Raw genomic sequence first — 25271 nt, 5'->3', positions numbered from 1 at the left:
GCACTGGCCAACATATGGCCCGAATTCTATCGTGTGGCTCACCTGCCAGGAATGACTTGGCCGGCAATCGAGACAGGGCACCTCGTGAAATCCGACGCACACATACTGATCGTCGACGACGACAAGGGCATCCGCGACCTGCTTCAGGAGTTCTTCCAGAAGCGGGGCCTGCACACTTCGGTTGCCGCCGACGGTACCGAGATGGAGGCTGTCCTGCGCCGCGCGCAGGTGGACCTCATCGTGCTCGACGTGATGTTGCCCGGCAAGAGCGGGCTGGAACTGTGCCGCGACCTGCGCGCCCAGTACTCGACGCCGATCATCATGCTGACCGCCGTCACCGAGACCACCGACCGCGTCGTCGGCCTGGAGATGGGCGCCGACGATTATGTGCCCAAGCCCTTCGATCCGCGCGAACTTCTGGCGCGCATCCGTGCCGTGCTGCGGCGCAATGGTACTTCGGAACCGAAACGCACCACCACCAAGCAGATCTACCATTTCGCCGGCTGGACGATGGACTGTTCGCGGCGCCGGTTGACGGCGCCCGACGATGTCAGGGTCGAGCTGACCATGGCCGAGTTCAACCTGCTGCAGACCTTCGTCAAGAGCGCCCAGCGCGTGCTGACCCGCGACCAGCTCATCGAGCTTTCCGGCGGCGACAGCGACTATTCCTTCGACCGCAGCATCGACATCCTGGTCAGCCGGCTGCGGCGCAAGATGGAAGATGACCCGAAAACGCCGAAACTGATCCTGACGGTGCGCAGCGGCGGCTACCAGTTCCTGCCCGAGACGACCTCCGAATGAGACGTTTCCTGCCGCAGACCTTGCCTGTCTGGGTGCTGCTGATCGTCATTGCCGGCCTTCTCATCAGCCAGGTCGCGACCCTCTATATCGTCTCGCGCGACCGCGCCGCCGCCAACGATGTGGTCGACCTCTACCGGCTCAACGACCGCGCCTTCTCCTTGGTGCAGCTGATGAGCGGCGCCACGCCCGAGGAGCGCAAGGCAACCGCGGCGGGCCTGTTCAACTCGACTTACGCCCTTACCGTCTCGGACACGCCCGCCGTCACCTCCTCGATCGCCGGTGATGACGAACTGGCCGAACTCGAGGATATTCTCGTCGGCCGGCTGTCGAAGTTCGGCATCACCGATGCGCGCGTGCGGCGCGATCCGGCAACGCGTGAGGCCGACGACGCCAGCGGCACAGCATCCGGCCCCGATATCGGCCAGGTCGAGCGCGACCTTCTGGTGCTCGCCGCCGATTTCGCCCAGAGCGACAAGCTGACGGCCTCCTTGCGCTTCGCCGACGGCCAGTGGCTGAACTTCACCGAGCCGATCACGCCCGTCGGCCCGATCCTGAGCTTCGACAGCCTGCCGCTCTATTCGCTGATCGCCGGCCTGGTGGTGATCATGTCGATCTGGTCGCTGCGCCGGCTGACCGCGCCCTACCGGATGATGGAAACCGCCGTGAACCGGATCGGCAAGGACCTGAAAAGCCCGCCGATCGCCGAGTCGGGCAGCCGCGAGGTGCGGGCCGCCGCCAGGGCGATCAACGCCATGCAGAAGAGGCTGCGCGAATATGTCGAGGACCGCGAACATCTCGCCGCGGCGCTTGCGCATGATTTGCGCACGCCGATGACGCGCATGCGGCTGCGGCTCGAACTGTTGCGCAAATCGGCGGTTCGCGAGGCGCTGGCCCATGATCTCGCCGATGTCGAAAGCATCGCCAGTTCCGTGATCGACTTCGCCACTTTCGAGGTGAACGAGGAGAAGGCCGAGCGCATCGACTTCTGGTCGCTCGTGGAATCGATCGCCGACCCCTATCCGGAGGTCTCGTTCGACAATGACGACACCCGTTCGCGCGGCCTGATCTGCATCGCGCGGCCGGTGGCGCTCAAACGCTGCGTCACCAATCTGGTGCAGAACGCCGTCACCTACGGCAAGAAGGCGCATCTCAGCCTGCACCGCTCGGACGGCACGATCACGCTCACCATCCGCGACGAAGGGCCTGGCATACCGCAGGCGCAGATCGATGCCGTCTTCGGCTCCTTCGTGCGCCTCGAACAGTCCCGCAACCGCCAGACCGGCGGCCTCGGCCTGGGACTCACCATCGCCCGCAACATTGCGCGCGCCGCCGGCGGCGAGATCCGCCTGTCCAATCATCCGGACGGTGGGCTGGTAACGGAGCTGCGCCTGCCGCAGGCGACCTGAACCGCTCTATCTTCTCAACACCGCGCTCAGCACATCCCTGATGCCGATGGCGCCGACGAAGCGCGACTGGTCGTCGAACAGCGCCACGGGTGCCGTCTGCGAGCGGTGCATGGCCAGCATCACGGTTTTCAGCGACGTGCCGGGATTGGCCCAGAACACTTGCGCAGCTTCCTCCGACTGGGCCTCGACGTCGGCGCAGGACACCCAGACCGCCGGCTTGCCGTCGCGTTCGGCCGCCGCCACCAGGCCGTGATCGTCGATCTTGAAGCGCGTCGTCTTGCGCCGGTCGAGCCACACCCAGCCATTGTCGCCGTGCTCGAGGTCGCGGCGGTCGCGCATCACATTCCAGGCGGTCAGCACCGAGAGCGGATTCACATTGGCGATGAAGTCGCGGACATAGTCGTTGGCGGGTCGCAGCACGATGTCTTCCGGCGCGCCGGTCTGGACGATGCGCCCGCCCTCCATGATGGTGATGTGGCTGCCGATCTTCAGCGCCTCTTCCAGGTCGTGGCTGACGAAGATGATGGTTTTCTTCAGCTCGGCCTGCAGCTGCAGCAATTCGTCCTGTAGCTTGGTGCGGATCAGCGGGTCGAGCGCCGAGAACGGCTCGTCCATCAACAGGATCGGCGCCTCGGTGGCGAAGGCCCGCGCCAGGCCGACGCGCTGCTGCATGCCGCCCGACAGCTCGTGCGCGTATTTCTTCGACCACTGGTCGAGATTGACCAGCTTGAGCTGCTTGTGCACGCGCTCCTTGCGCTCGGCGTCCGGCACGCCGGCAAGTTCGAGGCCGAGCCCGACATTTTCCTCCACCGTCCGCCACGGCAGCAGGCCGAATTGCTGGAACACCATCGCCACCTGCTTCTGGCGCAAGCGCCGCAAGGTCGGCTCGTCGCAGGTGACGACGTCGACAATCTTGTCGCCGTCCTTGACCAGCACCTGGCCGCGCGACACCACATTGAGCCTGTTGACGGCCCTAAGCAGGGTCGACTTGCCGGAACCCGACAGGCCCATCAGCACCGAGATCTCGCCTTCATGCACGGTAAGGCTGGCGTCGGCGCAGCCCAGCACATTGCCGGTTTTCTCCAGGATTTCGGCGCGTGTAGCGCCCTTGTCGATCATCGCAAGCGAACCGGCCTGGTCGGCGCCGAAGACGATATCGACGTTCTTGAAATCGACGGCGACGGTCATTTCTTGCCTCCAACGCCAATGCGGGTCATTCGGTCGAGCACGATGGCCAGCACGACGATGGCGAGGCCCGCCTCAAGCCCGAGATCGATGCGGCGCGAGCCGAGCGCGCGGTTGATCTCCGTGCCCAGCCCACCGGCGCCGATGAGGGCCGCGAACACTACCATCGACAGCGACAGCATGATCGACTGCGTCAGACCCGCCATGATGGTGGGCAACGCCGATGGCAGTTCCACCTTCCACAACAGCTGGCTCTTGGTGGCGCCGAACGCCTCGCCGGCCTCGATGATCGACTTCGGCACCGAGACGACGCCCAGATGCGTGAGCCTGACCGCGGTCGGGATGACGAAGATGATGGTGACGATGAGGCCGGGCGCGTTACCAAGGCCGAACAGGGTCAAGACCGGAATCAGGTAGACGAAGGTCGGCAGCGTCTGCATCAGATCGAGCACCGGCAGCATGATGCGGTAGACCTTCGGCTTGTGCGCCGCCCAGATGCCGAGCGGCACGCCGATGGCCATGGCCATGGCTGCGGCGGCGACGACCAGCACCAGCGTCTGCACGGTCTGCTTCCACAGGTTCTGGTTGATGATGAAGATCAGGCCGAGGAAGACGCCGATGGCGAGTGGCCGCGAGCGCTGCAGCAACCAGGCAATGACAGCGATAACCAGCGCCAGCAGCACCGGCGGCACCATCAGCAGGAGGTCGACCAGCCCGTCGAGAATGAAATTCAGACCGTTGGAGAAGGCTCTGAAGATGGTGTCGAAATTATCGGTCAGGAACCCGAAAAAGGACTTTCCCCAGGCGCCGATCGGGATCTTGTGATCGACCATGAATTTGGAAATCGGATCCATCTCACCCCTCTTCCACCAGGGCTCTGCCTTCGGCCCCGCGCTGTCGCAACGTCATCTTGTCACAGGATGTGAAAAAGGGCAGCCCTTTGTCAAACGGCTGCCCATCTTCATCCGGTCATGCCGGATGCGAAGTCGGCTCAGCTTCCGAGCGCTGTCTTGACCGCCGCCGCGGCGTCACCGCCGTCGAAGGTGGTCACGCCGGCGATCCATGGCTTGACCGCGTCCGGGTTCTTCTTCAGCCAGTCGGTGGCGACCGTCTGGGCGTCACCGCCCTTGAGGATCGCGTCCATCATCTGGCCTTCCATGTCCAGATTGAACTTCAGGTTGGCGATGAACTTGCCCGCATTCGGGCACTCGGTGGTGTAGCCCTTGCGCACATTGGTGAACACGGTGGCCGCGCCGAAACCGCTATCGCCCATGCCGTCGAGATAGGTGATCTTCATGGCGCCCATCACCGGATGCGGCGTCCAGCCGAGGAAGGCGATCCACTCATTGTTCTTCATCGACTGCTCGGCCTGCGTCAGCATGCCAGCCTCCGAGGATTCGACCAGCTCGAAGCCCTCGAGATTGTCCTTCGGGTTCTTGATCATGTCGAGGATGATGCGGTTGCCGTCATTGCCGGCTTCGATGCCGTAGATCTTGCCGTTGAACTTGTCCTTGAACTTGCCAAGGTCGGTCAGCGACTTGACGCCGGCGTCCGCGACATAGGTCGGCACGACGATGCCGTAGCCGGCGCCGGTCAGGTTCGTGCTGATGGTCTCGACCGAGCCATCGGCGGTGTAATCCTTGATGTCGTTGGTCATCGACGGCATCCAGTTGCCGAGGAAGACGTCAAGGTCCTTGTTCTTCAGGGAAGCCATGGTCACCGGCACCGACAGCTGGATCACCTTCGGCTCGTAGCCGAGCGCGGTGAGCAGCACCGAAGCGAGACCGGTGGTCGCCTGAATGTCGGTCCAGCCGACATCGGAAAGACGCACGGTCTTGCAGCTTTCGGCGTCACCGGCGAAGGCGGCGCTCGTGGACAACAAAGCCGCCAGGCCGAGGCCGGCGACGAAGGAATTCATACGCGACATAGACAGTCTCCCATTGTGATTCTTTGGCGAAGCGTGGAAACGGTTTCTCTGCCCGCCTTGTTTCGTCAGCCAAACACCATTCTGGTGTAGTTTCAAGCGTTAAGGCAATCACGATCAACGGCGCGGACTGGCCAATCAGCGACACGGCTGACGCTTTTGTCACGCCGCTTATCTTTTTCAGCGGCGAGCCGGCTTTTTCAGGGGAATGCGCCAGCGACCCCTCCCCGCTTTGGGCCAAGTCGGCTTAAAAGAGCGGCATGGCCAAGCTCTACTTCAACTACGCGACGATGAATGCCGGCAAGACGACGATGCTCTTGCAGGCCTCGTATAATTATCGCGAACGCGGCATGACGACGATGCTGTTCGTCGCCGGCCATTACCGCAAGGGCGACAGCGGCCTGATCTCGTCGCGCATCGGGCTGGAGACGGAAGCCGAGATGTTCCGCGACGGCGACGACCTGTTCGCCCGCGTCGCCGAACATCACGACCATACGACCGTGCACTGCGTCTTCGTCGATGAGGCGCAGTTCCTCGAGGAAGAGCAGGTCTGGCAATTGGCCCGCATCGCCGACCGGTTGAACATCCCGGTCATGTGCTACGGCCTGCGCACCGATTTTCAGGGCAAGCTGTTTTCCGGCTCGCGCGCGCTGCTGGCGATCGCCGATGATCTGCGCGAGGTGCGCACCATTTGCCGCTGCGGCCGCAAGGCCACGATGGTCGTGCGCCTCGGCCCGGACGGCAAGGTGGCCCACCGGGGCGAACAGGTGGCGATCGGCAAGGATGTCTATGTCTCGCTCTGCCGCCGTCACTGGGAAGAAGAAATGGGCCGCGCCGCGCCCGACGATTTCATCGGCTTCATGAAATCCTGACCCTACTTCCCTGCGACTCGCGTCAGGCCGCAGAGACGCGCCTCAGCGGAAACCGCCAGCCCAGCCGAACACCGAGTGTCGCCACGGCGATCAGCGCCATGCCGGCGGCCTGCGCCTGCCCGAGCGGATGCCCGTAGATCGCCCAGTCGATGATGATGGCAACGACCGGATAGATGAAGGTGATGATGCCGATCACCGGCGTCGTCAGGCGCGGAAAGGCCGAGTTCATCAGCACATAGGCAATGCCGGTGTGCAGCACGCCGATGCTGGCCAGCCAGACCCATGCATGCACGGGAACATGCTGGCCGATATCGGCGAAGGGCGCGAGCATGACGATCCCGACGATCGTCTGGCAAAGCACGGTGACCTCCGCGCGCTGCCGGCCCAGGCCCTTGGCGAGGATCGTCGCCACCGCATAGAGCAGCGCGGCGACCAGCGTCAGCGCGATGCCCAGCGCCCATGCCGTGCTGGCCTGCGCATGCGAAACCACCAGCCCGCTGGCCAGCACGACGCCAAGGAACGCGCCAAGCATCCACAGCATCTGGTCGAGCGAGATACGCTCCTTGAGGAAGACCACCCCGATGATGACCACGAAGAACGGCTGCACGTGATAGACGATCGTCGTCGTGGCGATCGACGTCATGGCGAAGCCGGCGAAGAAAGCCGTCCAGCTCAGCACCATGCAGGCGCCGGCAAGTGCAGCCAGCGCGAGGCGGGACGGCGACAGCGTCCTGTCCGGCAGATAGCCCCGCAGCAGGCACCATGCGCCGAGGAACATGGCGCCGAACACGCAGCGCCAGAACACGATTGTCACGGGATGAAGCCCCGCTTCCGTGACAAAGGCGCCAACCGTGCCGGCTATCGTCATCGCCAAGGCCAGGCTCGCGGCCGGAAAACGGGAAGTTGGCATGTCCTTCATCGAAAATCCCTCAGACGGGCGAAACCCATCTGGCCACCAGTATAGCTTTCAAACAAGCGAATAGATTTGGATCAAGCTATTCGATATGCTGATAGCACCATGGCTGCTCCGCTTGACCTCAACCTCCTGAAAACCTTCGTCGCCGTCGTCGAGAGCGGCAGCCTGTCCAATGCGGCGCCCCGGGTCGGCCGCAGCCAGTCGGCGGTCAGCATGCAGATGCAGCGGCTGGAGGAGATGGTGGGCAACCAGCTTCTGGTGCGCGGACCGAGAACGGTTACCCCCAACGCCATCGGCGAGGATTTTCTCATCTATGCGCGCCGGCTGCTGAAGCTGTCGGATGAGGCCTGGGCGAGCGTCACGCGGCCGAAGGAGACGGGCAGCGTGCGTCTTGGCGTGCCGGACGATTACGCCGCCTTCCTTCTGCCACCTGTCCTATCGCGTTTTGCCGAGGATCACCCGCTGGTGACGGTGGAACTGATCTGCGAACAGTCGACCGCGCTGGTGAAAACCCTGGCGGAAGGACGGCTCGACCTGGCGATCGTCACTCGCTTGCCGGACCAGCCGCTCGACGTCATCCGGCTTGAGCGTTTCGTCTGGGTCGCCTCGCCGAACCATGTCGCTTGGCAGACCGATCCCTTGCCGGTCGCCCTGTTCGAGCCCGGCTGTGCCGCCAGGATGAATGTCCTGCAGGCGCTTGGCGAAGCTGACCGGTCTTACCGTTGCACCTATTCCAGCGCCTCCCTGCTTGGCCTGATCGCGGTCGTGCAGGCCGGGCTCGCCGTCGCCGGTCTGGCGCAGCGCAGCGTACCCCCATCGCTGCGCATCATCGGCGGCAATGAAGGGCTTCCTGTGCTGCCGGATCTCGAAATCGGCATCCTGCGCAACCCGCTGTCGAGCACGCCGGCGGTCGATCGGCTGCATGATTTCCTGCGCCGCGACCTGGCACAGCAAGCCTGAGATCGTCGTCTCCGCACGGGATTGGGTGCGACCGGCCAACTCGCCACGGTGCAGCGTTTGTTAAGGCCTCGGCCCTATAAGGCCGTCAGCCAGAGCTCTCCGGGGTCAGCCATGCTTCGAGCCGTTTCCTCAGCCAGCCTTCTTCTCATTGCCACCTCCATTGCCGCCCATGCCGGCGGCGACCCGGTGCAGGGCAAGCACGTCTTCAACCGCTGCATGGCCTGCCATGAGGCGGCCACCGACCGCGACAAGGTTGGCCCGCATCTCAAGGGTGTCGTCGGCCGCACCGCAGGCACCGCGGAAAGCTTCCTTGGCCATTATTCCGAAGCCATGAAGAGTGCGGGCGCTGCCGGTCTCGTCTGGGACGAGGCAAATCTCACCGAGTATCTCAAGGCCCCTAAGCTCAAAGTTCCCGGCAACAAAATGGCTTTTGGTGGTCTGACGAATGATGACGACATCGCCAATGTCATCGCCTATCTGAAGGCCGATCCGAAGCCCTGAGTGCGCGTCGGTGCGGTGCGGCCGCACTGATATGTTTGCCTGCAGCCGGTTCAATCCCCTGCCGAATTCAGCATTTCCGCGTCGGCCGGGGCTGACTGTCTTGCCGGCATGAAAGTTCAATGACAGCTGAACTAGTCCCGACTGACCGGCTAATCACGCCATGACCCCACCTGCATTGTCTTTCAAGGCCTTGGCGGATTCTTTTGTTTTCACACGACCCTTGTCTTCACGTCTTTCAATCCCCGGATGCCCCACATATATTCGCCGCTGTTCGCAATCAGCGACCGGAAGCCGAAGCGGGAGGCCCCTATGGCGACATTGCAGAATTTCGATGCCGAAATTGCCAAGACCAAGCAGGTCGTCCAGGACATGCGCACCAAGATCGAGCAGTCCGGCACCGTGCTCGACACGCTTGCCACCGCTGACAAGAAGATCGGCGACGCCAATTTCGACATCGAGAACGCCCGCATCGAGGACGTGCTGAAGCAGCAGAAGGTGATGGAAGGCAACATTGCCGACCTGATCATCGGCCTCGAGGACGCCACCAACGTATTCGGCGCCGAGTTCGAGAGCATGAAGAACTACACCGGCTGGGAAAACTTCGTCGGTGTCTTCTCCAGCCAGCGCAAGCAGCGTATGCGCACCGACCGCGTCCGCAACATGTCGCTGGCCGGCAATCTGCAGGAACTTCTGGCCAAGTCCGACACCATCGTCGGCATCCTGAAGGCGCAGAAGGAGGTCCTCGACCAGCGCTACAAGACCTCCGAGACCAGCCTGTCGCAGGTGATCGAGCGCCGCAAGACCACCATGTCGAACCTCGAAGCCGTGCAGAAACGCATCGAGGAACTCAACCCGATGCTGCTCGACATCGAAAACAAGATCGCCGCCTCGACCAGCCAGAAGGACCGCACCCAACTTGAGGGCGAACGCTCCAAGCTCGCCACCGAATACAACGAGAAGCAGGCCAAGGAGCAGGAACTGCTGGCCGAAAGCCAGACGCTCGAGCGCTACACCTCGATGTTCCAGACCTTCGTCGATTCGCTCAACAACCAGATCGCCGCGCAGTCGACGCTGATCAACAAGCTGACCATCGATACCGAGCAGCGCATCGTGCTCTACAAGGCGCTGGAAGATTCGCTGAAGACCGCCGCGCAGCAGGACGTCGCCCACAAGATCAACACGCTGGGCAGCCAGGTCGACAACACGGCGGAAGAAACCATGGCCGGCATCGGCGCCGCTTCGCAGAAGCACATTGGCGACCTGCTCGAAATGCACGAGAAGAACATGGTCGCCAGCGCCGATATCCAGCGCCGCAAGAAGCTCGCCGACGATGCCTTTGCCCGGCGCTTCGACGAGGTGCTGAAGAAGCACAATTCGGCCAACTACGTGCAGTCATAATTGCCGCGCGCACCGGTGCGACAATCCCAGGGCTGACAGAATGACCCCCGAAAACGACGCGGCGGCGCGGTATTTCTCGGCAATCACGGCCGCGCTCAGCGGCCTTGAAGTGTTCATGCGCGACGACCGCTCGCCGCTTTACCGGCACGGCATCGTCGCCAAGATCGTTGCCGAATACATCGCCCGGCTCGACAAGTCCTTTGGCTGCTGGCGCAACCGGCTGGGCTTCATGGACACGTTCCGCATTTCGCGCGCCGAAAGCGGTTTTCCGGTGTTCCAGAACCTGCTCGAACTGGAAAACGACCGCCGCCAGGCCGACAGCCGGCTCGCCAACATCCCGCTGGCCGGAGAGCTGCGCGAGGAGATGGCCGACTTCATCCTGCGCCACAAGGAGTTCCCCGAGGCGCTGCAGAAGTCGATGGCCGAGCGTCTCTATCTCGAGGACGTCAAGAGCGAGCAGACTTTCGGGCCGTTCACGCTGGCGCAGACGGCCAAGGTGTCGGTCAATCCGAAGACGGCGTTGCCCTACTATCTCGTCCATTGGGCGACCTTCGACGGCAGCGCCAACTTGCCGCTGGTCTACATGGTGACGGTGGAGGATTCCTCCGAGAACATGGTCCGCCAGCTCGTCGACCGGAACGGCAAGCTCAACGACAAGGTCGACATCCCGCTGCCGGTCGACGGCCTGCTCAATCCCGAGCTCGCCCACCGTTTCGACGATTTCACCGAGAAGAACTCCGCCTACACGCTTTCGCCGGCGACGATTGCCGTAAACCTAGACAAGGATTTCGAGCCGCTGCACCCCAAGCAGTTGCGCCGCGTCGTGCTTGGCCCGTTCTATTCCGCGGGCATTACCGACAACAATTCGACGGTGACCGAAGTGCTGGCCAAGGTGCGCAAGCCGGAAAACGCCTGGCTGCTGACCTGGACCATCCAGGAGGTCTATTCCAAGGGCGAGAAGCCCGGCCGCAAGGGGCTGTTTTCCAGCGAGAAGACGACGCAGGAATTCTTCATCAACACCGACGACCTGGAAGCCGCGCGCCAGGGCGTGTCGAGCTACGAAAACCATGCACTGATCCCGCACGAGGCCTACCAGGCGCTCTACGCCGCCGGCGAAGCACAGAAGATCTTTGGCGGCTACAAGGTCCACATCCTGTCCAACGGGCAGGTCATTTCAGACGTCTGACCGTAACACCACGGAGCATCCTTCATGGACACCGGCCTGACCACCATCCCGGAAGCGGCGATCGAGAAGCACCGCGCCACCGCGCAGAGCTTCATCACCCGCATCGTCGTGCTGGAAGACCCGTCGCGCGAATCCGGCACGGCGCTGGCCGGCACCAACCGCCGCTTCGTCTCCACCGTCTCGGTCGGCTCGGTGCGCCGCACGCGCGAGGTAGAGCTGTCGAAGACCGTCGGCGCCGTCCATCCCGACGACCAGCTGCTGACCATCCCGCAGCACACGCTTCTGTTTCGCGCCCGCCGTGGCACGGCGATTGCGCTCGCCATATCGGATGTCTTCGCCGAAGGCTCCGACCTCGAAAGCCTGCAGGCGAAGAACGCCCGCGCCCCGCTCGAGGGCGACGAGGCGGCGACCTTCAAGAAGCTGCTCTCCGCCTCGGCCTATATCTCGGCCTTCAGCCTGGCATCCTACCTGTTCCAGCTGATCGACAGCGACGGCGAGGCGCCCAACGACATCCCCGAACCCGACTTCCTTTTCGACACGCCGCAGGATGCGGTGAAGTCGATCCTCGCCGGCCTCGACAAGGCGATCGCGGGCTCGAAGGACGATGCCGACCTGGCGACCAGGGCCCGCGCCTTCGCCCGCGTCGCCATCGATGGGCTGCTGGCCAGAAAAGGCCGCTTCGACGGTATCGGCCCGTTCGAGAACGCCCATATCCGCATCGATGCCGACGACTTCACCCTCGACGGCTTCGACGTCGCGCCCGGCAAGCGGTCGAAGCCGCTGGTGATGACCTTCAAGAAGCCGGAAGAGGTCGTCGGCAACCACATCGCCAAGTACCAGTCGGTCAAGCTCGCCAAGATGCTGATGGCCTATGATTTCGAGCGCGAGCTGAACCCCTTCGTCGAGCTCGGCGGCTTCCTGTTCACCTTCATCGGCGACGGTGCGCCTGGTACCGGCAAGACGACTTTGATCCAGATGATCGCCGGCCTGGTCAATCATTACTGCCAGGTCGCCGGCTATCCCTTCGCCTACGAGAATTTCGGCGTCGACCAGATCTCGTCCTATCAGGGCAAATCGGGTCAGAACTGCCGCCAGTTCATCAACAATGTGCTCAACCCGCGCGTGATCGGCTTCGGCACCATCGACGATATCGACCAGGTGGCGGCGCGCCGCTCCGACGACCGCGCCTCTGCCGGCCAACAGGAAATCACCGGCGTCCTGATGGATGCCTTCGCCGGCGCGGCCACCGTGGTGCGCGGCAACTGCTCGTTCGGAATGTTCTCCAACTATCCCGAGAATGTCGACGACGCGCTGCGCCAGCGCGCCGGCGCCCGCTGGCTGGTCGACGGCCCGCAGACCCGCGACGACTATATCGACATCTTCGTGCTGCTCGCCGGCAAGAACCACGAAATCCCTCTGGGCAAGCACGAGCTCTACGCCGCGCAGGAAATCCAGCGCGCCGTGACCGAAGCCTATGAGGAGCATGAGAAGCCGCAGGAGGACGGCCTGATGAAGGTCTACGAGCGCTACATGAAGGAGAATGGCGCGCCCAAGACCATGGCCGACATCGGCACCTACCTGCACCTGATCAAGGACGCCGAGCCGCGCTTCACCGGCCGCGCCATCAAGAACGTCACCGACGCCATCAAGATGCGCGCCATGGACATCGAGCTTCCCGACGACTGGTTCGAGAAGCCGGAAGCCTTCATGCACAAGAGCTATGACGAGAAGAAAGCCATGATCGAGGAACTGCGCGGTCCGTTCTCGATGGACATGGTCATGCAGGAGATCAACCGCTACGCCGATTCCGAGTTCCGCTATTCCGACAAGTCCGACGACGCCGCCGTGGAAAAGCTGCTGCGCGACGCGCGGCTGCGCGAGCGGGCGGCGCGCGAGATGGAGGAGATGAAGAAGAAGGGGCTTTGGAATGCGTGAGCCACACCGGCCTTTCCTTCTCCCCGCGAACGGGGAGAAGGCAAGATGAGCCACCCCGCCAAAAAACCCGACCTCTTGCGCGACAACGAGCTCATCTACGGCCGGCTGCTCACCGTCGACGAGCCGCATCTCATCCAGCGTTACAACAAGGCGCTGGCCGCCTTCGGCCTGCCTCCCACCAAGCTGAAGAGCTTCCAGATCGACCGCACCGGCTTCTCGCCCGAGATCGCCGACGAATGCGGCGACCCCGACTATCTCGACCCCAACGAGGTCAATCGCCGTTTCATCATCCTGACGCCGTCGCAGATCGACCTGCCGGTGGTGCACACGGCCTTCTCCAACACCTCGCAGCTGATGTTCGAGTTCATGTCCAAGAACCAGCGCGCCATCGACGCGCTGACGATCAAGGATGTCATCTACGGCGAGATCGAGGATTCCGTTCCCAAGGTCAACGACATCGAAGACCTGCTGTCGATCAACCAGGTTGAGTTCAAGGTGCTGTCAGCCGAGGACGTGCTGGGTAAGGCCGCTGAACTCGGCAAGCTTGTCGACCGGCTGAGGCAGGAGCCCGACGCCTGGCGCGACAACGCCATGCTGACCCGCATGGTGGAGCTGGCGAAAATCTGCGGCGACATCCGCGAGAACGCGCTTGTCCCGGACCAGGTGATCTTCCGCCACAATGCCTACTGGACCAGCCATTTCGGCGGGCTCTACGTGTTCGTCGATCCCGACATGACGACGGTGATCAGCGATCCGGCGGCTCCGGGCTTTCGCCGCTCGCGGCCGTGGCAGGTGAGCTATCTCTCGATCAACGACGCCGACAAGGTCTTCAAGTTCCTGGCCAGCACCGGCCGCATCGAACTGCCGCGCGCCTCCTGGATCGAAGCGTCCGGCTATCTCGAGCACCGCGCCGAGATGGTGGTGCGCGCGCTGATCCGCGACGCCGAGCCAAACCGCAACCTGACCGATGTCGACAAGGTCTGGCTACAGACTTGGATCCAGAGCCATGCCGACCTGATCACCAAGGACGGCAATTTCCCTTTCCTCAACGCCGCCAAGCGCGAAATCGCCCAGCTTGGCCATCTCAAGATCGAGGATGTGTTCCCGCAGCAGCGCTTCCTTGTGGTCCGCGCCAAGCCGGACCATCCGGACGCCTGGCTGACCAACCGGCTGATCTCGGATTTCGTGCCGACGGACTTCGTCTCGCGCTACATCTTCAACAAGCAGGGCTTCTACAAGGACTATGACGGCTTCAGCGACGCCTGGAGATCGCATGTTGTGGACGTTCTGAAAACCACATATTTGAAGGACAAGGTGGCGTTTCGCACACGCCTCTACGGCCTGACTGACTAGAACGAAATGAGCTGTCATTTCGTTCTAACTTGTTGTTTTGGCGCATGATGTTATCCAAAAAGTCTGCAACTTTTTGGCATCATGCTTTGAGGGGGTGACACAGCCATGCTCGATCCGATCGTCAATTTCTTCACCCGGATTTTCCAGTGGATCGGCCGCGGCATTGGCCTTCTGATTGGCGCCATCCTGTGGCCGTTCCTATGGGCCGGCCGCTGGTACACGCAGCGTGGCTGGATCCTCAAGGCCGTGCTCGGCCTGGCCCTGTTGGTGCTGATCGGCCTCTACGCCAACTTCTTCTATGCCACCCAGTGGTGGAACAATTTCAACCCGAACTATCCGGACACCTACACGTTCGAGAAGCGCAATGTTTCCGCCGGCGAGCAGGTGGCCGCCGGCACCGGCACCGACACGGCCAAGACCTGCGGCAACTCCGGCATTGCCCAGATCGCGGCCGATCTGACCGACTTCAACGTCAACCAGAATGCCTGGATCTCGTCGATGATCCTCTACAAGCTCGGCCTGTTCGGCATCGACTGGGACAACACGCCGTGGATGGACAACAAGGCGTCGTTCCAGCGCGGCATCAACCAGGCGGTGCGGCGCACGGCGACCGAACTCGCCGACAATCTCGGCCGCGTGCGCACGACCTCGCAGATCGATGCCGATCTGCAGGATGCGCGCGGCAATCTGCAGTTCGACGAATACACCTGGTATTTCGGCGTAAGCCCGTTCGGCCCGAAGACGCCGACCCCGAGCTACTATCGCGACGCCGTGCGCAAGCTGCGCTCATTCAATGCCCGCCTCGCCACCTGCCAGGCCACTTTCGATGCCCGCGCCGACAATCTGAAGCAATATATCGACCGCATCGCATCGGACATTGGCTCGACCTCCGCCATCCTCAAGGAGCGTGCCGAGAACCACAACAATGGCTGGTTCGATACGCGCGCCGACGACCGCTACTGGTTCGCCTATGGCCAGCTCTATGCCTATTATGGCCTGATGAAGGGCGCGCAGGCCGACTTCGAGGACGTCATCAAGGAAAAGCACCTGCAGAGCCTGTGGGACACGATGGACGCGCAATTTGTCTCGGCCCTGCGCATACAGCCGTTCATCATCGCCAATGGCCGCGAGGATGGCTGGCTGCTGCCGACGCATCTGACGACGATGGGCTTCTACATCCTGCGCGTGCGCTCCAACATGGTCGAAATCAGCAACGTCCTGACGCAGTAGCGTTCGGTTGTCGCGGTTCCAGCGATGGCGAATTTGCGCCGTCGCCTCTGTCGCATTCCGTGCATTGTGCGGCTGTTTTGAGACGGCGGAAACGCCGCCGCTCTGGCTTCTATACGGCGCGGCAAGCGGAGCCAGAAAGAACCGAGGACAGGTCGGCCGGCCGCACAGGAATTTTCTCTATAGGAAACATAGTTGCATGGAAGTTGACGCCACGGCAGCGACAGGGTTAGAACATGCCCGCGCGCCCGGTTCCAACCTGCATGCGATAGAGATCAACCCCGTCCCCTCCACCGTTCAATCCAGAGGAAAGCCGTCATGGCCGAAGTGAAGTCCGACATCGAGATCGCGCGCGCCGCCAAGAAAAAGCAGATCCAGGAGATCGGCCAGAAGATCGGCATCCCGACCGAACATCTGCTGCCCTATGGCCACGACAAGGCCAAGATCTCGGCCGAGTTCATCAAATCGGTGAAGGGCAACAAGGACGGCAAGCTGATCCTGGTCACCGCCATCAACCCGACGCCTGCCGGTGAAGGCAAGACCACCACCACCGTCGGCCTCGGCGATGGCCTCAACCGCATCGGCAAGAAGGCGATCGTCTGCATCCGCGAAGCCTCGCTCGGCCCGAATTTCGGCGTCAAGGGCGGTGCTGCCGGCGGCGGCTACGCACAGGTCGTGCCGATGGAGGACATGAACCTCCACTTCACCGGCGACTTCCACGCCATCACCACCGCCCACAATCTGCTTTCGGCCCTGATCGACAACCACATCTACTGGGGCAATGAGCTCGGCATCGACACCCGCCGCGTGGTGTGGCGCCGCGTCATGGACATGAACGACCGGGCGCTGCGCGAAATCATCTGCTCGCTCGGCGGCGTCGCCAACGGCTTCCCGCGCGAGGCCGGCTTCGACATCACCGTCGCCTCGGAAGTCATGGCCATCCTGTGCCTTGCCACCGACCTGAAGGATCTGGAAAAGCGCCTCGGCGACATCATCGTCGCCTACCGCCGCGACAAGTCGCCGGTCTATGCCCGTGACCTCAAGGCCGACGGCGCCATGGCCGTGCTGCTGAAGGACGCCATGCAGCCCAACCTGGTGCAGACGCTGGAGAACAACCCGGCCTTCGTCCATGGCGGCCCGTTCGCCAACATCGCGCATGGCTGCAACTCGGTCGTCGCCACCACCACGGCGCTGAAGCTCGCCGACTATGTCGTCACCGAAGCCGGTTTCGGCGCTGATCTGGGTGCCGAAAAATTCTTCGACATCAAGTGCCGCAAGGCGGGCCTCAAGCCGGCAGCCGCCGTCATCGTCGCCACCGTGCGCGCCATGAAGATGAATGGCGGCGTCAAGAAGGAAGACCTCGGCAAGGAAAACATCGAGGCGGTGAAGAAGGGCTGCGCCAATCTCGGCCGCCACATCGAAAACATCCGGCAGTTCGGCGTGCCGGCGGTGGTTGCCATCAACCACTTCTATTCCGACACCGACGCCGAAATCCAGGCGATGAAGGACTATGTCGCCTCGATGGGCGAAGAGGCGGTCTTGTGCAAGCACTGGGCCAAGGGCTCGGCCGGCATCGAGGAGCTCGCCAACAAGGTGGTGGCGCTGGCCGAATCCGGCGCCTCACAATTCGCGCCGCTCTATCCCGACGCCATGCCGCTGTTCGAGAAGATCAACACCATCGTCCAGCGCATCTATCGCGGCTCGGAAGCGATTGCCGACAAGTCGGTGCGCGACCAGTTGCACGCCTGGGAGCAGGCCGGCTACGGCAACCTCCCGGTCTGCATGGCCAAGACCCAGTACTCCTTCTCGACCGACCCGAATCTGCGCGGCGCGCCGACCGGCCACACCGTGCCGGTCCGCGAGGTCAGGCTTTCGGCGGGCGCCGGCTTCGTCGTCATCATCTGCGGCGAGGTCATGACCATGCCCGGCCTGCCCAAGGCGCCGTCCTCGGAAAAGATCTTCCTCAACGAGATGGGCCAGATCGAAGGCCTGTTCTAGAACCCTTCAAAATCCCAAATGCCAAAGGGCGCCGCAGCGATGCGGCGCCCTTTCTGTTTGCAGAACGGCCTAAGCCGCGTTGCGCGCCAGCGCCCGCTGGTTGGAGGCGTAGATCGTGTCGCGCTCCGGCAAGGCGCCGGTCTTCAGGCATTCCGTCCAGTCGGCGGTCTTCAGCACCGCGGCGAAGCGCAACTGCAGGATGATCGTGACCACGCGGTGGATCTCCTCGGCCGAGGCATAGCCGGCGCTGTTGGCATAGGGCACCGAGCCGGTCGCGTCGGACAGGAACTCGACGGCAAAGCCCATATGCACGGCATGGATAATGGTCGACAGGTCGCAATTATGCGTCATGTAGCCGACCACCGTGAGCGTATCGATGGCGTTGGCGCGCAGCCACGCCTCGAGGTCGGTGCCGGTGAAGGCCGAGGGCAGCATCTTCTCTACATAGTGGTCGCGGCCGCGCCTGGCGATTTCGGGATGCAATTCACCGCCGTGACTGCCCTTGGCGAAGATCGGCGAGGTCTCGGGCGCCATCTGCTTGACGACCACGACCTTGATGCCGGCGGCCGTCGCCGCATCCATGGCACGTGCCACATTGACGACGCTGTCGCGGAACGGCGGATGCTGGATGGCCAGATTGCCGCCATCATAGTCGTTCTGGACGTCGATGACGATGAGCGCGCGGCGCGGTGTGGTGTTGGCGGGGGCAGACATGGTGTTTTCCTTCCGGCTTGAATGCGATGGGCCGAAAATAAGCCGTTCGATGAGCAGCCAAAAGTGGCCCGATTGACATCATTCGAAAGAATTGGGACAATCCAGCTTTCGAACCGGAAACGCCCATGACCGCCCCGATCATTGCCACCCTCGCCTTCGATGGCATCAGCCCGTTTCATCTCTCCGTGCCTTGCCTGGTGTTCGGCGCCGATCGCACGAGGCTCGGCCTGCCGCGCTTCGACTTCCGTGTCTGCGGGGTCGAGCAAGGCATGATCCGGACCGACGCCGGGCTGAGCGTCCTTGTCCCGCATGGGCTGTCCGCGCTCGACGATGCCGACATCATTATCATCCCCAGTTGGAAGGATCTCGAAGCCCCGCTGGCCAAGCCGCTCACCGAAGCGCTCGGCCGCGCGCACCGGCGCGGGGCGCTGATTGTCGGCCTGTGCCTCGGCACCTTTGCCATTGCCGCCGCCGGCCTGCTTTCGGGACGGAAGGCGACCACGCATTGGGCCTATACGGACCAGCTGCGTGTCCTGCATCCCGACATTTCGGTCGATGCCGACGTGCTTTATGTCGATGATGGCGACATCGTCACCTCCGCCGGCGTCGCCGCCGGGCTGGACTGCTGCCTGCATATCGTGCGCGCCCGTTATGGCGCCGAAGCGGCACTGCGGCTCGCGCGGCACGTCGTGCTCTCACCGCACAGGCAGGGCGGGCAGGCCCAGTTCATCGAACGCCCCGTGGCAAAGAGCGCGGATGCCGACCGCTTCACCCAGGCGCTGGACGCGGTCCGGACGACACTCAGCGAGGCGCACAGCCTGGACAGCGTCGCCGAGGCCGCCGGCCTGACACGGCGCACCTTTACACGCCGCTTTCAGAAATCGATCGGCACCAGTTTTGGCGACTGGCTGACCAGCCAGCGCATCGAACTGGCGCAACGCCTGCTGGAAGCGACGGAAAAATCGATGGACATCGTCGCCTTCGAGGCCGGCTTCGGCAGCGCCACCTCGCTGCGCCAGCATTTCGCGGCGCGGCTCCGGACATCGCCGGCGCAATATCGGCGCGAATTCTCCCGGCGGGTAGATTGGGACGAACGGGTGGCGCAGGCCTGACCGCTTTGCGCCAGATCGTCAACCGCGCTTGACCGGTCGCGCCGGATTGCCGACCACCGTCTCGTTTGCAGGCACATCGCGCGTCACCACAGCGCCGGCGCCGACTATGGCGCCCTCGCCGATGCTGACGCCGCCAAGGATGATGGCGCTGCCGCCGATCCAGGCACGGGCGCCGATCTCGACCGGCCTGGCGATCTCCAGCCCCGCCTGTCGCCCGGCAGCTTCCTTGTGGTGTTCGGCGCAATAGATCTGCACATTGGGGCCAAGCAGCGTTCCCTTGCCGATGCGCACGGCTGCCGTGTCGAGGATGATGCAGCCGGCGTTGAGGAAGACGCCATCGCCGAGAAGAATGTTGAAGCCGTAGGCGCAGTGGAACGGCGCCTCGATGCGGGCGCCCTCGCCCACGCCGCCGAGCAATGCCTTGAGGCCCGGCCCGAGATTTCCGCGCTGCCTTGGCGGCAGGCAATTGTGCTCGAACACCGCGTCGCGCGCGAGGGCACGCAGCGCCTCCAGCTCGTCATCGAGGCAAGTGTACCATTCGCCGGCCGCCATCTTCGCGCGCTCGCTTCCAGCCATGGCGGGTCTCCGATTGACGTTCTTGCAAAGCATAGTTGCGGCCAGCAGAAAAGCGCCAAGCCAAGTACTGGTCAAATATTGGACCTATGGTAGCCTGCCGTCTCGAGGCCGTCCTGGCCTGGTGATCGAGGGGATCAACATGCTCTATCTTCTTGCACTTCTGATCGGCGTCATCGCCGGCCTGCGCGCCATGACCGCGCCTGCCGCGGTCGCCTGGGGCGCCTATCTCGGCTGGCTGCCGGTTGCCGGCACCTGGGCAAGCTTCATGAGCCATTGGGCCGCCGTCGGCATCTTCACGATCCTGGCCATCGTCGAGCTCGTCACCGACCAGCTGCCGTCGACGCCAAGCCGTAAAGTGCCGCAACAGTTCGGCGCCCGCATCATCATGGGCGCCTTCACCGGCGCCGTGATCGGCGCGACCGGTGGCGCCACCATCGTCTGCCTGATCGCCGGCGCAATCGGCGCGGTCATCGGCACGTTGAGCGGCGCCGAAGGGCGCGGCCGGCTGGCGGCCGCCTTCGGCAAGGATCCGCCCGCCGCCTTCATCGAGGACGCGGTGGCGATCATCGGCGGCCTGCTGATCGTGGCGGCGGTGGCATGACAGCAAGAACTTTCGACGCCATCATCATCGGCGCCGGCCAGGCCGGCACACCGCTCGCCGGAAGGCTGAACGCAGCCGGCATGAGCGTGGCGCTGATCGAGCGCAAGCTGGTCGGCGGTACCTGCGTCAACACCGGCTGCATCCCGACCAAGACGATGGTGGCGAGCGCCTATGCCGCGCATCTGGCGCGGCGCGCCGCCGACTATGGCGTGACGCTCAGTGGCCCTGTCGGCGTCGACTATGCCAAGATCAAGGCGCGCAAGGACAAGGTTTCAGGCGCCTCCCGCACCGGGCTGGAAAGCTGGATCGCCGGCATGGACAAATGCACGCTCTATCGCGGCCATGCGCGCTTCGAATCCGCCAATACGGTGCGCGTCGGCGACGACCTTCTGACCGCCGACAAGATCTTCCTCAACACCGGCGGCCGCGCTTCCGTGCCCGATTTGCCCGGCATCCACGACATCGACTATCTGACCAATTCCTCGATGATGGATCTCGAGGTCCTGCCGCGCCATCTGATCGTCGTGGGCGGCAGCTACATCTCGCTCGAATTCGCGCAGATGTTCCGCCGTTTCGGCAGCGAAGTCACCGTCATCGAGAAGAGTCCGCGCCTGACCGGCCGCGAGGACGAGGACGTCTCTGCCGCCATCCTGTCCATCCTCGAAAATGAAGGCATCACAGTCCATGTCGGCGCCGACGACATCGGCTTCGCCAAACAGGGCGACGATATCGCCGTGACCTACTCGGCCGGCAAGCCGCCCGCCGTCGGTTCTCATGTGTTGCTGGCGCTCGGCCGAACGCTCAACACCGACGATCTCGGCCTCGACAGAGCCGGCGTCGCCCTCGACAAGCGTGGCGCCGTTATCGTGGACGACCAGCTGCGCACCAGCGTGCCCGGCATCTGGGCGATGGGCGACTGCAACGGCAAGGGCGCTTTCACCCACACCTCCTACAATGACTACGAGATCGTCGCCGCCAACCTGCTCGACAACGACCCACGCAAGGTCAGCGACCGCATCGAGGCCTATGCGCTCTACATCGACCCGCCACTCGGCCGCTGCGGCATGACCGAGGCGGCGGTGAAGAAATCCGGACGCCGCGCGCTGGTCGGCCAGCGGCCGATGACACGTGTCGGCCGCGCCGTCGAAAAGGGCGAGACGCAAGGCTTCATGAAGATCCTGGTCGATGCCGACACCAGGGAAATCCTTGGCTGTTCGGTGCTCGGTCCCGGCGGCGACGAAGCGGTGCATTGTGTGCTCGATCTGATGTACGCCAAGGCGCCGGTCGACACGCTGGCGCGCGCGACGCACATCCACCCCACTGTCTCGGAGCTGCTGCCGACGATTGCCCAGGAACTCAAACCGCTGGCGTGAAACGCTTCGAGCTGGGGACTTTCTGCATCGGTGCATTGCAGCAATGTGCATTGCGCATAGCTCGTGTCCTCGTTCAATCTCCGGATTGAACCGATTCAGTCTGGACGCCCCATGCCTCTGCCGATCCTTGCGCTTGCCATTGCGTCCTTCTGCATCGGCACCACCGAATTCGTCATCATGGGCCTGCTGCCGGAGGTCGCCGCCGACCTTCGCGTGTCGATCCCTTCGGCCGGCCTGCTGGTCACCGGCTATGCGCTGGGCGTCGTCTTCGGCGCCCCGATCGTCGCGATGGCCACCGCGCATCTGCCGCGCAAGCCGGTGCTGGTGGGGCTGGCCGCGTCGTTCGTCGTCGGCAATCTGTTCTGCGCCATCGCGCCTGACTATTGGACACTGATGGCGGCGCGTGTCTTCACCGCTTTTGGCCACGGCGCTTTCTTCGGCATCGGCTCGGTCGTTGCCGCAAGCCTGGTGCCGCGCAACAAACGCGCCAGCGCCATGGCCCTGATGTTTGCCGGCCTGACGCTTTCCAACATTCTGGGCGTTCCAGCCGGTACTGCACTTGGCGAAGCTTTCGGCTGGCGCTCCACATTCATCGCCGTGGTCGGCATCGGCTTGATCTCGGTCGCTGCCATCGCCTGGCTGGTGCCGTCGGATGTCGCCGAACCGAGCGGCGGCGGCCTGCGCGGCGAGTTGCGGGTGCTGGGCAGGCTACAGGTCTGGCTGGCGATGCTGATCGCCTCGCTGGCCTCGGCCAGCCTGTTTGCCGTTTTCACCTATATAAAACCCTACCTCACTGAAGTGTCCGGCCTGTCGACGTCTGCAGTCACCTGGGTGCTCCTGTTGTTCGGCGCCGGCATGACCATCGGCAACATCATCGGCGGGCGGCTGGCGGACTGGAAGCTGATGCCGACCGTCATCGGCACGCTGTTGTTGATGGCAGTGCTGTTCGTCGGCTTCATGCAGTTCGGCGCGATTGCCAGCGTCGCCATCGGCATTGTCTTCCTCTGGGGACTGCTCATCTTCGTCGTCGTGCCGCCGCTGCAGATCCGCGTCGTCGAGGCCGCTTCCGAAGGACCGAACCTTGCCGCCACGCTGAACCAGGGCGCCTTCAATGTCGGCAATGCCGGAGGCGCCTGGATCGGCGGCGTGGCGCTTTCGGCGGGCGTCTCCTACGCCCAACTGCCGCTGGTCGGCGCGATGCTCGCCTTGCTGGCGGTCACCGTCGCGGTGCTGTCGCAAGCGCTGGACCGGCGCGCGCCTGTCCCGCTCCAGGCTGCCGCCGAATAGACGTCGATTCGCCAAAGCGACGGAAATCTTGCGCCCATAGCGCGGCCGACTGGACCAATCGACAGCGATCCCTCAAATAGGCATGTCTTCTCGCTCTAACTGGAGAAAGTCATGCAGAAATCGATCGAACGCATCGCCGGCGACAGCGAGGGCGTTTCCTACGAATTCCCGGTGTTTCGCTTCGCCGGCGCCGACAAGGCGGCGCTATCGGCCTATCTGCAGGCCGCCCTCCATGCCGGCGAGTTGCCGGGGGTCGTCGCCATCGACGCGCTGATGCCGGCGCTGAACAAGGCCGCTGCCGAAGGCCGCATCAAGGGCGACATCACCATCGTGCCCTGGGCCAACCCGATCGGCCGCGCGCAATATCATTTCGGCGAGCATCAGGGCCGCTTTCATTTGGGCACCCGCACCAATTTCAACCGTGCTTTTCCGCTGCTCGCCGCGCCCGACGCCAAGCTCTTGCCCGACACCAGCTTTGGCGGCGCCGACCAGCGGCTGAAGTCCCGCCTGGTGCAGCTGTCGCTCGGCCACGACATCGTGCTCGACCTGCATTGCGACGATGAGGGCCTTGCCTATCTCTACATCCACACCAGCCTGTGGCCGGCCATGGCCGATTGCGCCGCCGCCATGGGCGTCGATGCGGTGGTGCTGTGGAGCGAGGACACCGACGGCACCTTCGAGGGCGCCTCGATCATGCCCTACCAGAACGTTCCTGCCGACGTGGCGAAGTTCGACCGCCGTGTCGCCACCACGGTCGAATATCGCGGCATCCTCGATGTCGATGGCGCCCTGGCCAAAGCCGACGCCGAAGGGCTCTACCGGCTGCTGGTGGCACGCGGCGTGGTCGTCGACGGCGCGCTGCCTGCGCCCGGCCCATTCAAGGGCGTCGTCGCGCCGTTGGAAAACATCGACATGATGCCCGCCCCCCGAGCTGGCGCTGTGCTCTATGACGTGAAGCCCGGCGACCGTGTCGTCAGGGGCGATCGGCTCGCCACCATCGTCCACGCGCCGGGCGAAACCGATGGCCGCGCGGAAGTGTTCGCGCCGCAGGACGGCATCATCCTGACCCGCCGCTCGCGTCGCATCATCCGCGCCGGCGAGGATCTGCTGAAGCTGGTCGGCGACAGGAAAAGCGCCGATGCCAGGTCGGGTACGCTCGAGGACTGACCTAGCCCGAAATCGCCAACCGCGCCTTGGCCTCCAGCCATTCCGCCATTTGCCGATACGGCACCGGACCGTGGCTGATGCGGGCAACGCCGAGTTCGGCCAGCCGCTGGCGCGGCGGCACATGCGCCAATGCGATGATGTTGACCGGCAGTCCTGTTGCCCTGCACAGCGCCTCGATGAGACCCTCGTCGCCAAGGCCCGGCGCAAAGAAACCACTCGCTCCGGCCTTTTCATAGGCATGCGCCCGCTCGATCGCCTGCTCGAGCAGCGTCTTGTCATGCGCATCGGGCTTCGCCTTGAGGAAGATGTCGGTGCGGGCGTTGAGGAAGGCCGGTATACCCGAGGCCTTGACGGCGGCCGCGGCCGCTTCGACCCGCTTCACCTGGACGGTGATGTCGTGCAGGCCGGTGCCGCCGACGATCTGGTCCTCGAAATTGAAGCCGATAGCGCCGGCCTGCAAGGCGCGCGTCACCGTCTGGGCGACGACTTCCGGCTCGACGCCGTAGCCGCCCTCGAGGTCCATGGTCACCGGCAGGTCGACCGCCTGCACGATGCGCCTGATGTTGTCGAGCGCCAGTTCCAGCGGGATTTTCTCGCCATCGGCATAGCCGAAGGCGGCCGCGACCGGCCAGCTTCCGGTGGCGATGGCCTTGGCGCCGGCCTTCTCGACGATCTTGGCCGAGCCCGGATCCCAGGCATTGTAAAGAACGATCGGGTTGCCCTTGATGTGAAGGGAATGGAACGTCCGCGCGCGCTCGGCCTGGTCGGTCATGGGTGTT

At 63.8% G+C, this 25271-nt stretch carries 23 protein-coding genes; 16 read left to right on the top strand and 7 right to left on the bottom strand.

The genetic code is table 11. The annotated features are described in order from the left end of the window. Positions 1–84: 84 nt before the first annotated feature. Both JG747_RS11695 and JG747_RS11690 read left to right on the top strand, forming a co-directional pair. Entirely contained in the window at positions 85–801 is a 717-nt protein-coding gene (locus JG747_RS11695; protein WP_064981642.1) for a response regulator, read from the top strand. After that, complete coding sequence (locus JG747_RS11690) at positions 798–2207, top strand: ATP-binding protein (protein WP_019860702.1); 1410 nt, start codon at positions 798–800, stop codon at positions 2205–2207. Before JG747_RS11695 ends, JG747_RS11690 begins: the two co-directional genes overlap by 4 nt. 6 nt (positions 2208–2213) lie before the next feature. On the opposite strand, the gene choV is transcribed toward JG747_RS11690, so the two are convergent. The 3 genes from choV to JG747_RS11675 all read right to left on the bottom strand — a co-directional run bounded on the left by choV (position 2214) and on the right by JG747_RS11675 (position 5319). After that, complete coding sequence (gene choV / locus JG747_RS11685) at positions 2214–3395, bottom strand: choline ABC transporter ATP-binding protein (RefSeq protein WP_019860704.1); 1182 nt, start codon at positions 3393–3395, stop codon at positions 2214–2216. Continuing rightward, complete coding sequence (choW, locus tag JG747_RS11680; RefSeq protein ID WP_019860705.1) at positions 3392–4246, bottom strand: choline ABC transporter permease subunit; 855 nt, start codon at positions 4244–4246, stop codon at positions 3392–3394. The genes choV and choW overlap by 4 nt, the downstream gene beginning before the upstream one ends. Before the next feature lie 137 nt (positions 4247–4383). Next, on the bottom strand, positions 4384–5319 hold the full coding sequence (locus JG747_RS11675; RefSeq protein WP_020629012.1) for a choline ABC transporter substrate-binding protein: 936 nt from the start codon (positions 5317–5319) through the stop codon (positions 4384–4386). Between the two features lie 257 nt (positions 5320–5576). Here JG747_RS11675 and JG747_RS11670 point away from each other — a divergent pair, with 257 nt between their 5' ends. Then, entirely contained in the window at positions 5577–6188 is a 612-nt protein-coding gene (locus tag JG747_RS11670) for a thymidine kinase (RefSeq protein ID WP_038649140.1), read from the top strand. Between the two features lie 22 nt (positions 6189–6210). On the opposite strand, the gene JG747_RS11665 is transcribed toward JG747_RS11670, so the two are convergent. Further along, a complete protein-coding gene (locus JG747_RS11665) occupies positions 6211–7107 on the bottom strand; it encodes a DMT family transporter (RefSeq protein ID WP_202361826.1) in 897 nt (298 codons plus the stop codon). A gap of 99 nt (positions 7108–7206) precedes the next feature. Between JG747_RS11665 and JG747_RS11660 the strand changes: the two genes are divergently transcribed. The 8 genes from JG747_RS11660 to JG747_RS11625 all read left to right on the top strand — a co-directional run bounded on the left by JG747_RS11660 (position 7207) and on the right by JG747_RS11625 (position 17662). Then, positions 7207–8064 carry a LysR substrate-binding domain-containing protein gene (locus tag JG747_RS11660; RefSeq protein ID WP_010911153.1) on the top strand — a complete coding sequence of 286 codons (858 nt, stop codon included), beginning with the start codon at positions 7207–7209 and terminating at the stop codon, positions 8062–8064. Between the two features lie 111 nt (positions 8065–8175). After that, entirely contained in the window at positions 8176–8565 is a 390-nt protein-coding gene (locus JG747_RS11655; RefSeq protein WP_064980616.1) for a c-type cytochrome, read from the top strand. Positions 8566–8874: 309 nt separating this feature from the next. Further along, positions 8875–9963, top strand: coding sequence for a hypothetical protein (locus JG747_RS11650; RefSeq protein ID WP_027047308.1), 1089 nt, complete (start codon positions 8875–8877; stop codon positions 9961–9963). 40 nt (positions 9964–10003) lie between these two features. Further along, positions 10004–11149, top strand: a complete 1146-nt coding sequence (locus tag JG747_RS11645; RefSeq protein ID WP_038649149.1) for a hypothetical protein — start codon at positions 10004–10006, stop codon at positions 11147–11149. Between the two features lie 24 nt (positions 11150–11173). Next, the gene (locus JG747_RS11640) at positions 11174–13084 is read left to right on the top strand and encodes an AAA family ATPase (protein ID WP_202361825.1); all 1911 of its coding nucleotides are present in this window, start codon (positions 11174–11176) and stop codon (positions 13082–13084) included. 45 nt (positions 13085–13129) lie between these two features. Next, positions 13130–14437, top strand: coding sequence for a DUF6638 family protein (locus JG747_RS11635; RefSeq protein WP_202361824.1), 1308 nt, complete (start codon positions 13130–13132; stop codon positions 14435–14437). Between the two features lie 105 nt (positions 14438–14542). Next, positions 14543–15667, top strand: coding sequence for a DUF2333 family protein (locus JG747_RS11630; protein WP_019860715.1), 1125 nt, complete (start codon positions 14543–14545; stop codon positions 15665–15667). A 315-nt stretch (positions 15668–15982) separates the two neighbouring features. Then, the gene (locus tag JG747_RS11625; protein ID WP_019860716.1) at positions 15983–17662 is read left to right on the top strand and encodes a formate--tetrahydrofolate ligase; all 1680 of its coding nucleotides are present in this window, start codon (positions 15983–15985) and stop codon (positions 17660–17662) included. A gap of 69 nt (positions 17663–17731) precedes the next feature. Here the strand turns inward: JG747_RS11625 and JG747_RS11620 are convergent, their stop codons facing one another. Beyond that, positions 17732–18376 (bottom strand): cysteine hydrolase family protein, encoded by a 645-nt coding sequence (locus JG747_RS11620; protein ID WP_202361823.1) that lies wholly within the window; start codon positions 18374–18376, stop codon positions 17732–17734. A 125-nt stretch (positions 18377–18501) separates the two neighbouring features. Here JG747_RS11620 and JG747_RS11615 point away from each other — a divergent pair, with 125 nt between their 5' ends. Then, positions 18502–19488, top strand: coding sequence for a helix-turn-helix domain-containing protein (locus tag JG747_RS11615; protein WP_202361822.1), 987 nt, complete (start codon positions 18502–18504; stop codon positions 19486–19488). Positions 19489–19506: 18 nt separating this feature from the next. Here JG747_RS11615 and JG747_RS11610 read toward each other — a convergent pair whose 3' ends face one another. Continuing rightward, positions 19507–20064, bottom strand: a complete 558-nt coding sequence (locus JG747_RS11610; RefSeq protein ID WP_020629013.1) for a sugar O-acetyltransferase — start codon at positions 20062–20064, stop codon at positions 19507–19509. Between the two features lie 139 nt (positions 20065–20203). Here JG747_RS11610 and JG747_RS11605 point away from each other — a divergent pair, with 139 nt between their 5' ends. The 4 genes from JG747_RS11605 (at position 20204) to JG747_RS11590 (ending at position 24492) form a co-directional block, all read left to right on the top strand. Next, positions 20204–20665 carry a DUF4126 domain-containing protein gene (locus tag JG747_RS11605; RefSeq protein ID WP_202361821.1) on the top strand — a complete coding sequence of 154 codons (462 nt, stop codon included), beginning with the start codon at positions 20204–20206 and terminating at the stop codon, positions 20663–20665. Then, a complete protein-coding gene (locus JG747_RS11600) occupies positions 20662–22038 on the top strand; it encodes an FAD-containing oxidoreductase (RefSeq protein WP_202361820.1) in 1377 nt (458 codons plus the stop codon). Before JG747_RS11605 ends, JG747_RS11600 begins: the two co-directional genes overlap by 4 nt. Positions 22039–22149: 111 nt before the next feature. Next, positions 22150–23325, top strand: coding sequence for an MFS transporter (locus JG747_RS11595; RefSeq protein WP_038649164.1), 1176 nt, complete (start codon positions 22150–22152; stop codon positions 23323–23325). A 111-nt stretch (positions 23326–23436) separates the two neighbouring features. Next, on the top strand, positions 23437–24492 hold the full coding sequence (locus tag JG747_RS11590; RefSeq protein WP_064980631.1) for a succinylglutamate desuccinylase/aspartoacylase domain-containing protein: 1056 nt from the start codon (positions 23437–23439) through the stop codon (positions 24490–24492). A 1-nt stretch (position 24493) separates the two neighbouring features. Here JG747_RS11590 and JG747_RS11585 read toward each other — a convergent pair whose 3' ends face one another. Next, the gene (locus JG747_RS11585; RefSeq protein WP_064980633.1) at positions 24494–25264 is read right to left on the bottom strand and encodes an isocitrate lyase/PEP mutase family protein; all 771 of its coding nucleotides are present in this window, start codon (positions 25262–25264) and stop codon (positions 24494–24496) included. Positions 25265–25271: the final 7 nt, after the last annotated feature.

Origin of the sequence: Mesorhizobium sp. 131-3-5, assembly GCF_016756575.1 — a bacterium.
GTDB classification, from domain to species: Bacteria; Pseudomonadota; Alphaproteobacteria; order Rhizobiales; family Rhizobiaceae; genus Mesorhizobium; species Mesorhizobium jarvisii.
The sequence above is the reverse complement of the archived record's forward strand: the minus strand, read 5'-3'. Positions and strand labels throughout refer to the sequence as shown.